This is a genomic window from Mesorhizobium sp. M2C.T.Ca.TU.002.02.1.1, assembly GCF_003997225.1.
The window spans coordinates 1-11,657 of record NZ_RZTO01000096.1; the positions used below are offsets into that span (position 1 = coordinate 1).

13 protein-coding genes are annotated in these 11,657 nt (G+C 65.0%); 7 read left to right on the top strand and 6 right to left on the bottom strand.

What is annotated here, in order from left to right:
- From EOD07_RS07770 to phnN, 7 genes are all read left to right on the top strand, one after another.
- The coding region (locus tag EOD07_RS07770; protein ID WP_164772109.1) for a thiamine pyrophosphate-dependent enzyme at positions 1-1,191 on the top strand (1,191 nt) is incomplete at its 5' end.
- A 39-nt stretch (positions 1,192-1,230) separates the two neighbouring features.
- Positions 1,231-2,145, top strand: coding sequence for a myo-inosose-2 dehydratase (gene iolE / locus EOD07_RS07775; protein WP_127234768.1), 915 nt, complete (start codon positions 1,231-1,233; stop codon positions 2,143-2,145).
- A 63-nt stretch (positions 2,146-2,208) separates the two neighbouring features.
- A complete protein-coding gene (locus tag EOD07_RS07780) occupies positions 2,209-2,421 on the top strand; it encodes a DUF3329 domain-containing protein (RefSeq protein WP_127234770.1) in 213 nt (70 codons plus the stop codon).
- Between the two features lie 15 nt (positions 2,422-2,436).
- The gene (gene iolB, locus EOD07_RS07785) at positions 2,437-3,249 is read left to right on the top strand and encodes a 5-deoxy-glucuronate isomerase (RefSeq protein ID WP_127234772.1); all 813 of its coding nucleotides are present in this window, start codon (positions 2,437-2,439) and stop codon (positions 3,247-3,249) included.
- 299 nt (positions 3,250-3,548) lie between these two features.
- Entirely contained in the window at positions 3,549-4,256 is a 708-nt protein-coding gene (locus EOD07_RS07790; RefSeq protein WP_127234775.1) for a DUF1045 domain-containing protein, read from the top strand.
- Positions 4,257-4,384: 128 nt separating this feature from the next.
- Positions 4,385-5,524: an alpha-D-ribose 1-methylphosphonate 5-triphosphate diphosphatase gene (locus EOD07_RS07795; protein WP_127234778.1), complete on the top strand. Its 1,140-nt coding sequence runs from the start codon at positions 4,385-4,387 to the stop codon at positions 5,522-5,524.
- A complete protein-coding gene (gene phnN, locus EOD07_RS07800; protein WP_164772110.1) occupies positions 5,521-6,147 on the top strand; it encodes a phosphonate metabolism protein/1,5-bisphosphokinase (PRPP-forming) PhnN in 627 nt (208 codons plus the stop codon). Before EOD07_RS07795 ends, phnN begins: the two co-directional genes overlap by 4 nt.
- Before the next feature lie 54 nt (positions 6,148-6,201).
- Here phnN and EOD07_RS07805 read toward each other — a convergent pair whose 3' ends face one another.
- The 6 genes from EOD07_RS07805 to EOD07_RS07830 form a co-directional block, all read right to left on the bottom strand.
- Entirely contained in the window at positions 6,202-7,017 is an 816-nt protein-coding gene (locus EOD07_RS07805) for an ATP-binding cassette domain-containing protein (RefSeq protein WP_127234781.1), read from the bottom strand.
- A complete protein-coding gene (locus EOD07_RS07810) occupies positions 7,017-7,754 on the bottom strand; it encodes an ABC transporter permease (RefSeq protein WP_338012022.1) in 738 nt (245 codons plus the stop codon). The genes EOD07_RS07805 and EOD07_RS07810 overlap by 1 nt, the downstream gene beginning before the upstream one ends.
- A gap of 3 nt (positions 7,755-7,757) precedes the next feature.
- Complete coding sequence (locus EOD07_RS07815; protein ID WP_245469949.1) at positions 7,758-8,504, bottom strand: ABC transporter permease subunit; 747 nt, start codon at positions 8,502-8,504, stop codon at positions 7,758-7,760.
- A gap of 86 nt (positions 8,505-8,590) precedes the next feature.
- A complete protein-coding gene (locus EOD07_RS07820) occupies positions 8,591-9,433 on the bottom strand; it encodes a transporter substrate-binding domain-containing protein (protein WP_245469951.1) in 843 nt (280 codons plus the stop codon).
- A gap of 184 nt (positions 9,434-9,617) precedes the next feature.
- Positions 9,618-10,613, bottom strand: coding sequence for an ABC transporter permease (locus tag EOD07_RS07825; protein ID WP_127234784.1), 996 nt, complete (start codon positions 10,611-10,613; stop codon positions 9,618-9,620).
- Positions 10,610-11,657 (bottom strand): sugar ABC transporter ATP-binding protein (locus tag EOD07_RS07830; RefSeq protein ID WP_164772111.1); only part of this gene is annotated, 1,048 nt, incomplete at its 5' end. The genes EOD07_RS07825 and EOD07_RS07830, both read right to left, overlap by 4 nt.

Consider the following 11,657-nt stretch of genomic DNA (forward strand, 5'->3'; position numbering starts at 1 on the left):
GAGCTGGCGGCGGCCGTCGCGGCGCTGAAGAATGCGAAGAAGCCGCTGGTGATCGCCGGCGGCGGCGTGCTCTATTCGCAGGCTTCCGGCGAACTGGCGAAGCTGGTGCAGGGCGCTGGCATCCCGGTCTGCGAGACGCAGGGCGGCAAATCTTCGCTCCCCGACGATCATCCGCTCAACATGGCTGCGGTCGGCGTCACCGGCACATCGGCCGCCAACCGGCTGGCGGAGGAAGCCGATGTCGTGCTCGCGGTCGGCACCAGGCTGCAGGATTTCACCACCGGCTCCTGGGCGCTGTTCAAGAATGCCGGCCGCGCCATCATCGGCTTGAATACACAGGTCTTCGATGCTGGCAAGCATTGGGCGCTGCCGCTGGTGGCGGACGCGGCCGAGGGCCTAGCAGAACTCAGCGCGGCGCTGAAGGGCTGGAAGGCGCCGACCGCCTGGACCGACAATGCGCTGAAGGGCAAGACGGAGTGGCGGGCCGCCGCCGCGAAGGTGACCGCCTCGACCAACGCCGCCTACCCCTCGGATGCGCAGGTGATCGGCGCCGTGCAGCGCGCCATGGGCTCCGGCGTGACACTGCTGAATGCGTCCGGCGGCCTGCCGGGAGAACTGCACAAACTCTGGCAGGCGGGCGCTCCCGGCTCGTATCATGGGGAATACGGCTTCTCGACCATGGGCTATGAGATCGCCGGCGGGCTCGGCGCCAAGATGGCCAAGCCCGACCAGGAGGTCGTCGTCATGGTCGGCGACGGCTCCTATCTGATGATGAATTCCGAGATCGCCACCTCGGTGATGCTGGGGCTGAAACTCACCATCGTGCTGCTCGACAATCGCGGCTATGGCTGCATCAACCGGCTGCAGATGGCGACCGGCGGCGCCAACTTCAACAATCTGCTCAAGGATGCCCGCCACGAAGTGCTGCCCGATGTCGACTTCGCCGCGCATGCCGCAAGCATGGGTGCCAATGCCGAGAAGGTCGCCTCGATCGCCGAGTTGGAGACTGCGCTGGCCAAGGCGAAGAAGAACGACAGGACGACGGTGCTGGTGATCGACACCGATCCGCTGGTGTCGACCGAGGCCGGCGGCCACTGGTGGGATGTCGCCGTGCCGGAAGTCTCGTCGCGGCCCCAGGTCAACGCCGCGCGCAAGAAATATGAGGAAGCCGTGGGCGGCCGTCAGGGCTGAACCGCGTCCGCCTGCAACGATTGAAGCTGGAGTGACGACTTGAAAGCCAAACTGGGCATGTCCCCGATCGCGTGGTGGAACGACGATCTCGTGGAACTTAGCGATGACGTGTCGCTGGAGGAGTGCTTGCGGCAATCGCGTTCGGCCGGCTTCACCGGCATGGAGATGGGCCGCCGCTTCCCCAACGACCCGAAGGTGATGCTGCCGATTCTGAAGGAGGCCGATGTCACGCTTTGCGGGGGATGGTTCTCCGGCACGCTGGTCAATGAGGATCTGGCCAGGAACAAGGATCGCATCCAGCCGATGCTCGACCTGTTCAAGGCAGTCGACGCGCCTTGCATCGTCTATGGCGAGGTCGGCCGTTCGATCCAGGGCGATCGTTCCAAGCCTCTGGCCACCAAACCGAAGCTTTCGGATGACGAGATGAAGGCCTATGGCCGCCGCGTCACCGAATTCGGCGAGTGGTGCGCAGAGCAGGGCATGCCGCTTTCGTACCACCACCACATGGCGGCGGTGGTGGAGACCGAGCCGGAACTCGACGCCTTCATGCGCAACTCCGGAGAAGGCATTCCGCTGCTGCTCGACGCCGGCCATCTCGCCTTTGCCGGCGGCGATGTGCTGCGCGCCATCGACAACCACCACAAGCGCATCAACCATGTGCATGTGAAGGACGTGCGCATGGGCGTGATCGACGGGCTCGACCGCTCGAAACAATCCTTCCTCGACGCCGTGGCGCTCGGCGCCTTCACCGTGCCCGGCGACGGCTCGCTCGATTTCGGCGCCATCGTTCAGCGTTTCGCCGATTATGGTTATGAGGGCTGGTTCGTGGTCGAGGCCGAGCAGGATCCGAAGAAGAACCCGCCGCTCAAGATGGCGCAGGTCGGCCACAAGGAGCTGATGCGGGTGATGACGGCCGCCGGCTATACGGTGGAGACGCAAGGGTTTCCGGCCTGAACGGTGGATTAGTTGGGGCGCCCGGTTTATCCCATGCGCTTTGGCAACTCCTGGATTGGCGCGATGAAAGACTATGAGCATCCCTTCTTCCGGCCGCTGTGGCGCCGCATCGCCGTCGTGGCGGTCTGCCTGATCTGGTCGGTGATCGAGTTCGCGTCCGGCACGCCGTTCTGGGGCGTGATCGCGCTGGGCTTCGCCGGCTACGCCGTGTGGCAGTTTTTCTACCTCTACAAGCCGACCGAGGAGGCGAAGCCTCCGGCCGAGCCGAAGGAATAATCCAAGGAGCTCCACATGTCGAAACTGCTCGTCAAGGCCGACAAGGGCCACGGCCACGTCGCTCATGTCACGCCGCAAAGCGCCGGCTGGACCTATGTCGGTTTCGATCTGCATCGGCTGAAGCCCGGCGAGACAGCGTCCGGCAAGACCGGCGACCGCGAGGTCTGCCTAGTGTTCGTCACCGGCAAGGGCAAGGCCGCGGCCGGCGGCAAGGACCTTGACCTGCTCGGCGAGCGCATGTCGCCCTTCGAAGGCAAGCCGTGGTCGGTCTATGTGCCGGAAGGCGCCGACTGGTCGGTGACAGCCGACACCGAGCTGGAGCTCGCCGTCTGCTCGGCACCCGGCCTTGGTGGCGGCCTGCCGGTGCGCGTCATCGGGCCTGACGATCTTGGCCAGGAGGTGCGCGGCAAGGGCACCAACACGCGCTACGTCACGAACATACTGCCGGAGGGCAAGCCGGCGGATTCGCTGCTGGTGGTCGAGGTCATCACGCCCGGCGGCCACACGTCGAGCTATCCGCCGCACAAGCACGACCAGGACAATCTGCCGGCCGAATCCTATCTCGAGGAGACCTATTACCACCGCCTCAACCCGCCGCAGGGCTTTGCCTTCCAGCGCGTCTACACGGATGCCGACCGCAACGGCGTGCGCGAGCTGGACGAAGCGATGGCGATCGAGGACGGCGATGTCGTGCTGGTGCCGAAGGGCTATCACCCCTGCGCGGCCTGCCACGGCTACGACCTCTATTACCTCAACGTCATGGCCGGACCGAAGCGGACATGGAAATTCCACAACGCGGCCGAGCACGAGTGGCTGATGAAGACCTGATCGGGATGTATTGATATTCAGGTGAGGCCGGCCTGACCTGAATCTCAACACACCCTAGCAGCTCGGCAAAGCCGTTGGTCCAGTCCGGAAAAATCGTCGGCTAACGAGCTTGCGGCTGGACTTGCCTTCGAAAACCCATGAAAGCTTCGTCAATCCGTCATGGAAATCACCTATGGCAGCGGGTCTGATGCATGTCGCCGCGAGCGCTCTGGCGTTTTTGGACCCACGACTTGCCAGGACAATGACTTGAAGCGCGTCGCATGATCCTTTGGGCGCAGCGCGCTTGACGAGGAACGCCGATGCGCTACGCCATCTACTACACACCGGGACAGGATGAGCCACTGGCGCGCATTGCCGCCAACTGGCTGGGCCGCGACCCGTTCGGCGCGGCGACGCGACCGGTCGAGGCCGTGGGCGATCTGTCGGCCGCGGAAGTCGCCTTCCACACCGCCTCCGCCCGGCGCTACGGATTCCACGCGACGCTGAAGGCGCCGTTCCGGCTGGCGCCGAACGAGACGGAAGCCTCGCTGCGCGCCGCGCTCGACAGCTTCGCCGAGGCGACGCCGCCGGTCGTCATCCCGCGCCTGGTCGTCGGGCAGATCGACGGCTTCTTCGCGCTGGTGCCGGAAACGCAATTCGCGCCGCTCAATGATTTCGCCGGCGAGGTGGTGCGCGCCTTCGATCTGTTCCGCGCGCCGCTCACCGACGCCGAGATCGAGCGCCGCAGCCCCGATGCGCTGAAGCCGGACGAGTTCCGCAACCTCTGCCAATGGGGCTATCCTTACGTCTTCGACACGTTCCGCTTCCACATGACGCTGTCGGGGCGCGTCGGGCCACAGGAAAGCCCACGTCTTCGCGCGGCGATCGACGGCCTGTTCGCCGACGTGCTGCGGCAGCCGGTGCCGGTGGATGCACTGACGCTGTTCGTCGAGACCGAGCCGGGCGCCCCATTCATGGTGCTTTCCCACCATGTGCTTGGCCGTGGCCCGGCCCGCAAGACAGCTTAGGGCGGATCAGCGGAAACGCCGAACCGCCCTATCTTTGTTTTACGCAATTCCGGACGGAAAACCGCAAAGCACTTTTCCTGGAATTGCTCTGATTTGATTGCCGACCGTTCGAGATAGGACCGCCTGAGATGACCGCCGAAACCGTTCTCACCAATGCCCGCATCGTGCTGCCCGACGATATCGTCGAGGGCTCGCTTCTGTTGCGCGACGGCCTGATTGCCGCCGTCGAGCCGGGTGCAGCCCGCGCCGGCGAGGATATGGGCGGCGACTACATCATCCCGGGGCTTGTCGAGCTGCACACCGACCACCTCGAAGGCCATTACGCGCCACGCCCGAAAGTGCGCTGGAACCCCATCGCCGCCGTGCTTGCCCATGATGCTCAGGTCGCGACCGCCGGCATCACCACCGTGCTCGACGCCTTGCGCGTGGGCATGGACGAGGACGCCGACCTGAAGTCCGACGACGTCCGCAAGCTGGCCGACGCGATCGAGGACAGCGTGCGGCAGGATCGGCTGAGAGCCGACCATTTCATCCATTTGCGTTGCGAGGTGTCGGCGCCGGACTGCCTCGAGGCTTTCGCCAATTTCGAGACCGACGAGCGGGTGAAGCTCGCCTCGCTGATGGACCACGCGCCCGGACAGCGCCAGTTCGTCAATCTCGAGACCTATGCCTACTATTACCAGCGCAAGCTGAAGCTGACCGACCAGGATTTCAAGAAGTTCTGCGAGAAGCGGATGGGCGAATCGGCCCGCAATTCCGGCCCGAACCGGGTGTTCATCTCGGCCGCCTGCCGCGAACGCGGCATCGTCCTGGCGAGCCACGACGATGCGACCGCCGGCCATGTCGACGAGGCGGTCGAGCAGGGCGTGCGCGTCGCCGAGTTCCCGACGACGGAAGAAGCGGCCAAGGCCTCCAAGGCGGCGGGCCTCGGCGTGCTGATGGGCGCGCCGAATGTGATGCGCGGCGCCTCGCATTCCGGCAATGTCTCGGCGCGCACGCTCGCCGCCGACGGGCTGCTCGACATCCTGTCTTCCGACTACATCCCCTTCAGCCTGATCCAGTCGGCCTTCTTCCTCGGCGATGTCGTCGAAGGCATCTCGCTGCCGCAGGCGGTCGCCATGGTCTCGAAGAACCCGGCCGAGGCCGTCGGCCTCACCGACCGCGGCGTCATCGAGCCGGGCCGCCGGGCCGACCTGGTGCGCGTGCGCGTCGACGACCATGTGCCGGTCGTGCGCACCGTGTGGCGCCAGGGCAGCCGGGTCGCATGATGGTCTCGGCCCTCATCGAGCGCGAACTGGCCGACAGCCTGCCGATCCGCAACGGCGTCTTCGTCGCGGTGGTCGGCCCTAGCGGCGCCGGCAAGGATACGGTGATCGGCTACGCCAAGCAGCGCTTTGCCGGCGAGACGCGGCTGGAATTCGTCCGCCGCGTGATCACCAGGCCGAGCGATTCGGCAAGCGAGGACCACGACACGCTGGCCGACGCCGCCTTTGCCGAAGCGGAGGCGGACGGCGCCTTCTCGCTGTGCTGGGACGCGCACGGCCTGCGCTACGGCCTGCCGGCCGATGTCGACTGGGCCGTGGCCAACGGCCATGTGGCGGTCGCCAACGTGTCGCGCGCGGTCATCCCGGCGCTGCGCGAGCGCTACGCCAACCTCGCCGTGGTCGAGATCACCGCGACGCCGGAGATCCTCGCCGAGCGGCTTGCCGCGCGCGGCCGCGAATCGCGCGGCGAGGTGCTTGCCCGCCTGGCGCGCAGCGCAAGCGTCAAGCTGACGGGACCGGACGTGACCTCGATCGACAACAGCGGCGACAGGCAAGTCGCCGGCGAACGCTTCACCGAGGTGCTGCGCAAGGCGATGGCGTTCTCGGACCTGTCGGACATGATCTAAGGCCTTCCCCTTCTCCCCCTGTGGGCCCCACAAGGGGAGAAGGTGAGGCTGCGCTCACTTGTTGAAGTTGGCGATAAACTGCTTGAACTGCGGCGTCGGCGGCCTGGCGAACATTTCCTTCGGTTCGCCGACCGAATCCACCTCGCCCTTGTTCAGGAACATCACCTTGCTCGACACGTCGCGGGCGAAGCCCATTTCATGCGTGACGACCAGCATGGTGCGTCCTTCCTCGGCGAGCGAGCGCATGACGCGCAGCACCTCGCCGACCAGTTCCGGATCGAGCGCGGAAGTCGGCTCGTCGAACAGCATCACCTTGGGATTCATCGCCAGGGCGCGGGCGATTGCCGCGCGCTGCTGCTGGCCGCCGGACATATGCGGCGGATAGTAGTTGCGGCGTTCCCATATGCCGACGCGCTTCAGCAACGCCTCGGCCTGCTCCAGGCACTCCGCGCGCGGGCGCTTGAGCACATGCGTCGGCGCGGCGACGAGGTTTTCCAGCACGGTCATGTGCGACCAGAGATTGAAGCTCTGGAAAACCATGGCGAGGTTGGCGCGGATCCGCTCCACCTGGCGGGTATCGGCCGGGATTTGATGGCCGTCCCGCCCCTGCTTCATCTTGATGAGCTCGCCATCCACGCGCACCTCGCCGAAGTCCGGGATTTCCAGGAGGTTGATGCAGCGCAGCAATGTGCTCTTGCCGGACCCCGAGGAGCCCAGGATCGAGATGACATCGCCCTTGTGCGCCTCGAGTGAAATGCCCTTGAGGACCTCATGGTCGCCGAAGCACTTGCGCAGGTCCTTGACGCTGATTGCGGGCGTCTCGCCGGAGGACGGTGCTGCTTTCGAGGCAGCGGCGACATTTGCCGACATCACAACACCTCCGGGATGGGTTTGACCAACTGGCTCTGCTCGGGCGGCGGGCGCAGATGCGGCGAAAGCCGGTATTCGACCCAGGCGAACAGCCGCGCGATCGACAGGTTGAGCAGCAGGTAGATCACCCCGGCGCAGGTCAGCACCTCGATCGGCCGGAACGTGTCGTGCTGGATCTTCTGCGCCGTTCCCATCATCTCCATGATGGTGACGACGGAGGCGAGCGCGGTCGCCTTGGTCATCAGGATGATCTCGGTCGAATAGGCCGGCAAGGCCAGACGCAGCGCGATCGGCAGCGTGACGAGGCGGAAGCGGGTAAAAGCCGACATGCCGAACGCCTTGGCCGCCTCGATCTGGCCGACGGGCACCGCCCGCAGCGCGCCGCGGAAAATCTCGCTCTCATAGGCGGCCGTGTTCAAGGCCATGGCGACGATCGTGCAATACATCGGATCGCGCAGGATCGGCCACAGGATCGGGCTGTGGCGGACGAAATCGAACTGGGAGAGCCCGAAATAGATCAGGTAGAGCTGCACCAGGAGCGGCGAGCCGCGGAAGACGAAGACATAGGCGCGGGTGAAATATTCGCCCAATTTGTAGCCGGAAGCCCGCAGCCAGGTCAGGCCGGTGGCGATGACGAGGCCGAAGGCGATGCCGAAGAACCAGATCTCGAGCGTCAGCGGCAGCGCCTTCAGCACGCTCCACATGGTGGAAAGGTAGAAGTCGAAATCCACCGCCACCTCTCACTTCGGCCGCGTGAAACTGCGCGAGGTGTAACGCTCGGCCTTTTCGAAGATCGGCGTGGAGATCGAGGTCATCACTAGGTAAAGGATGCCGGCGAGCGTGTAGAAAAGCAGCGAATGGTGTGTGGAACGCGCGGCCTTGTTCGCGGTGAGCATCAGCTCGGCGACGCCGGTGACCGAGATCAGCGCCGAATCCTTGATGGTCAATTGCCAGACATTGCCCAGCCCCGGCACCGCGAGGCGCAGCACCTGCGGCATGATCACCAGGCGAAAGCGCAGCCAGGCCGACATGCCGTAGGCGCGGGCCGCTTCCAGCTCGCCGCGGTGGATGGCCAGGAACGACCCGCGAAAGACCTCGGCCTGGTAGGCGCCGGAAATGATGCCGACCGCGAGCACGCCGCCGAGGAAGCTCGGCATGTTCAAGATGTCGGTCGAGCCGATCGATCCGGTCGACCGCGCCACGGCGGTCAGAACCTGCGTGCCGCCATAGTAGAACAGGTAGATGATCAGAAGTTCCGGTTCGCCGCGGAAGACCGTGGTGTAGCTCTCGCCGATGAACTTCAGCCCGCCGCGATGCGAAAGCTTGGCCGCCGCCACCAAGGACCCCAGTATCGCGCCGATCAGCATCGAGACGACGGTGACGGCGAGCGTCCAGCCAATGCCCCAGAGCAGTTGCACGCCCCAGCCGGCGGCCAACAGCTCATAGGCCGTCGACACCTGGTCCTTGAGATCGTTGAGAAATTGCACTTACGGCTCCTGCGGACGCCGAGAGATATGCATCGACCGTTGTTCAATGCAAAACGGGAGCAGCCTTGGCTGCTCCCGTTGCGACATCACTTGGTAATGTCGATCTTGAACCACTGCAGGGAGTATTTCGACACCGAGCCGTCGTCGAGTGCCGCCTTGAGCGCCTTGTTGTAGATGTCCTGCAGGTCCTTGTCGGTCTTGCGGAAGGCCGCCCCGATGCCCGGCCCGAGGATCGGACCGCCCTTGAATTGCGGCCCGACGAATTCCAGGTCCTTGGCATCCGGCTTGGCCAGCGTGCCGAGGAAATAGGTGGTGTCGGCGAAGGCCACGTCGATGCGGCCCGCCATCAGGTCGAGGTCGTGCTCGTCGGTGGTCTTGTACTCATGGACGTTGGCGACATCCTTGAGATATTTGTCGGCGAAGGTCGCCTCGGTGGTCGAGACCTGCAGGCCGACATTCTTGCCAGTGAGCTCCTTGCGCAGCGTGTCGAGCGCCGCCTTGGATTCGGCGTCGTCCTTCGACAGGTCGATCATCTTGCCTTTGTTGGACAGATTGGCCAGCGGGCCGTTCTTGTCGGCCAGGAAAGCCACCGGCGAAGAGGCGTAGGGGATCGAGAAGTCGATCGTCTTCATGCGCTCTTCGGTGATCGACATGCCGTCCATGACGATGTCGAACTTGCCCGCGGTGAGACCGGGAATGACGCCGTCCCAGTCCTGAGCCACGATGTTGCATTCGAGCTTGGCGCGGGCGCAGACGTCGTTGAGGATGTCCACCTCGAAGCCGACGATCTTGCCGCTGGCATCGGTCTGGTTCCAGGGGGCGTAGGAACCCTCCATCGCTACGGTGACGGTCTTCCAGTCCTTGGCCATTGCCGGGGTCGAGCAAGTCAACGCCAGCGCTGCGAGCGCGATCCAACGTGATGATGTCACAGTAGTGTCTCCCGTACTTTGTTCTTGGAACCCTCTGATACCAATTGCTTAGCCCAGCCCCCATTCTGCGACAAGGGCAGTTTTCCGGTTCACGCGTTGTCGCAATCCGCCCGCGAATCCGGGCTTGCCCGGTGGCTTCACCGCGAGCATCGATCGAATCGCGACCGTGAATGTTAAAGCGAAGCTACTGCGCCGGCGCGCCGGCGACGTTGTGGCGCGTTGCTTCCATCATCCGGCGCCGGGCGCGGAAGACGCCCCATTGCTGGTCGACCAGCACGCCGATCAGGATCACGCCGCCCATCACCGCGAAGTTGAGCGATGAGGGAATGCCGAGCAGGTTGACGAGGTTCTGCAGCTCCTGCAGCAGCACGGTGCCGAGGACGACGCCGACCAGCGAGCCCTCGCCGCCGCGTAGCGAGAAGCCGCCGAGCACCGCCGCGGCGATGGCATAGAGCTCGTAGAACTGGCCGTGGCTGGCCGGCGAGATCGAGCGCGTGTACATGGCGAAGTAGATCGCCGACAGCGCCGTCAGCACGCCGCAGATGACATAGGCCGCGATGATGATCCGGCCGGTGCGGATGCCGGAATATTTCGCCGCTTCCTCGTTCTTGCCGATGGCGTAGAGATAGCGGCCGAACACCGAGCGGTGCAGCACCACCCACATGACGATGGCGATGACGATCAGCGCGATGAAGGAGTTCGGCAGGCCGTAGGAGCGCCCCGCGGTCAGGAATTCGAGCGTCGGGAAATTCTGTCCGAAGGCAAAGCCCGCGGTGCCGTCGGCGGTGTAGAAGCGCGCCACGCCGCGATAGATGAGCAGGCCGCACAGCGTCACCACGAAAGGCTGCAATTTGAGCCGCGTGATCAGCCAGCCATGCACGAAGCCGATGACGGCGCCGAGCACGATGATCACCACGAAGGCCAGCGGCCAGTCCAATTCGCGCACCGCGATGAAGTCGATGAACAGCGTGCCGAGAAGCGCAATCAGCGAGCCGACCGACAATTCGATGCCGCCGGTGATGATGACGAAGGCCTGGCCGATCGACAGGATGCCGAACAGCGCGACGAGGTTGGACGTGTTGGCGAGGTTGATCGTCGACAGGAAGCGCGGATTGATGGCCGTCACCACCGCGCCGACCACCAGGATCAGGATCAGCAGGCCGAGATCCTTCTTGCTCATTCAACTCCTCCCGCCGCTTGCAGCAGTTTCGGCTTCTTGCCGACCGCCAGCAAGAGCACGTTCTCCTGGCTGAAATCGTCTTTGTCGAGGATGCCGGAGATCTGCCCCTCATGCATGACCGCGATGCGGTCCGAGACACCGATCACCTCTTCCATGTCGCTGGAGATCATCAGCACGGCGACGCCGGCATCGGCCAGCGCCCGCATCAGTCCGTAGATCTCGGCCTTGGCGCCGATGTCGATGCCGCGTGTCGGCTCGTCCAGGATCATCACCTTGGGGTTCATCGCCAGCCATTTGGCCAAGACCACCTTCTGCTGGTTGCCGCCCGACAGCGTGCCGGTGCGGGTCAAGACCGACGGCGCCTTGATGCCGAGGTTCTTCTTCTGCTTTTCGGCCGTCGCGAGCTCGGCGCCGGTCGAGACCAGCGAGCGCCTGGCATGCGCCGGCAGGTTGGGCAGCGTAATGTTCTGGGCGATCGAGAGATCGAGCAATATGCCGGTGAGCTTGCGGTCCTCCGGCACGAGGAAGATGCCGTTCGCCACCGCGTCGGCGGCCGAGCCGACCTTGAGGGGCTTGCCGTCGAGCGTGACGCTGCCGGCCAACCGCTCGTCGATGCCGAACAGCACGCGGGCGAGCTCCGTGCGGCCGGAGCCGACCAGGCCGGCGAGGCCGAGGATCTCCGCGCGCCTCAATTCGAGGCTGACCGGCCTGTCCGGATAGGTGCTGGTGCGGATCGCGTCGGCCGACAGGGCCACGCCGCCCGGCGCGCGGGCGGCTTCGCCGGCCTTCTCGCGCTCCTTCAGCATGCGGCCGATCATCAGCCTGACCATCTCGTCGTGGTTGATCCGGTCCTTCGCCAGCGTGCCGGCCAGCGTGCCGTCGCGCAGCACCACGACACGGTCGGCGACACGCTCGATCTCATGCAGCCGGTGCGAGATGAAGATGACGCTGATGCCTTCGGCCTTCAGCCCCTTGATGACGTCGAGCAGCTTTTCGGTCTCGGCGATCGGCAGACTGGAGGTCGGCTCGTCGAGGATGACAAGG

Bases quoted from the DNA above. Each gene is read 5' to 3' on its own strand.
- EOD07_RS07780 (WP_127234770.1), top strand. From the start codon at position 2,209: ATGAAAGACTATGAGCATCCCTTCTTCCGGCCGCTGTGGCGCCGCATC.
- iolB (WP_127234772.1), top strand. From the start codon at position 2,437: ATGTCGAAACTGCTCGTCAAGGCCGACAAGGGCCACGGCCACGTCGCT.
- EOD07_RS07790 (WP_127234775.1), top strand. From the start codon at position 3,549: ATGCGCTACGCCATCTACTACACACCGGGACAGGATGAGCCACTGGCG.
- EOD07_RS07795 (WP_127234778.1), top strand. From the start codon at position 4,385: ATGACCGCCGAAACCGTTCTCACCAATGCCCGCATCGTGCTGCCCGAC.
- phnN (WP_164772110.1), top strand. From the start codon at position 5,521: ATGATGGTCTCGGCCCTCATCGAGCGCGAACTGGCCGACAGCCTGCCG.
- EOD07_RS07805 (WP_127234781.1), bottom strand. From the start codon at position 7,017: ATGTCGGCAAATGTCGCCGCTGCCTCGAAAGCAGCACCGTCCTCCGGC.
- EOD07_RS07825 (WP_127234784.1), bottom strand. From the start codon at position 10,613: ATGAGCAAGAAGGATCTCGGCCTGCTGATCCTGATCCTGGTGGTCGGC.